The sequence below is a fragment of the Pseudoalteromonas sp. NZS37 genome (assembly GCF_015864265.1).
GTDB classification, from domain to species: domain Bacteria; phylum Pseudomonadota; class Gammaproteobacteria; order Enterobacterales; family Alteromonadaceae; genus Pseudoalteromonas; species Pseudoalteromonas arctica.
Genome location: NZ_JADYXL010000062.1, coordinates 1 through 732, shown reverse-complemented (window position 1 = coordinate 732; position 732 = coordinate 1). Strand labels below are relative to the sequence as shown.

Below are 732 nucleotides of genomic sequence, written 5' to 3'. Positions count from 1 at the left end.
GGCAAGGTGATCCGCGAAGAGTGGTCGGACCCGACCACGGGGGAAGGCGCGTTCGAGGGTGTGGACGAAAACTACACGTACAGCGTAATCGCCATCTACCCGAGCGCCGATTTCCGCGCCGTCATCGCCGACCGCATCGAGCCCGAGGGCTACCCAGGATGACCACGCTGGCACTCTCGGCTGCTGCGCGCGCGGCTGCGCTCGTGTCAGCTCGACCTGCTGTGCTGCAGGCTCTGATCGACCTGGCCGACGCAGGCTCTGGTCCCGCGCAACTGGAAATCTACGGCACGACGCGCCCGGCCACCTCTGGTGACGTTCCGGGGGGCGCCGCCCTGGCAACCTTGGTGCTCACGAAGCCGTGCGGCACGGTCGAACTGACAGGGATTCTGCTCACGCAGGAGTCTGTGATCGGCGACCTGATCGCAGTCAACGGGGCAGCGGTGTGGGGCCGGCTGGCAACCAGTGAAGGTGACCCCATCGCCGATGGCGACGTGACCGACATGGCGGGCGACGGGCCGTTCAAACTGGACGGCGCTGACGGCGTGAATCTCTACGCAGGAGGCCGGGCGATACTGGGCGCAACGGCGCTCTCATGAGCACGAGCCTGATCTTCTCGGCCGCCCCAACCACTGGGCTGCCGGTACACCTGGTGTTCGGTGATGAGCCGACAGCCGACATCCCGAGCGTTGCCGTTTACGTCGAGGGGGTCTTCGACCTGGTAGCGGATGACGT

General features: G+C 66.4%; 1 protein-coding gene. It reads left to right on the top strand.

Translation table 11 applies throughout. The features are described from left to right. Positions 1–158: 158 nt before the first annotated feature. Positions 159–596, top strand: a complete 438-nt coding sequence (locus I6F47_RS20415) for a hypothetical protein (protein ID WP_114488115.1) — start codon at positions 159–161, stop codon at positions 594–596. Positions 597–732: the final 136 nt, after the last annotated feature.

Coding starts and splice junctions, on each gene's coding strand:
- I6F47_RS20415 (WP_114488115.1), top strand. CDS start 159: ATGACCACGCTGGCACTCTCGGCTGCTGCGCGCGCGGCTGCGCTCGTG.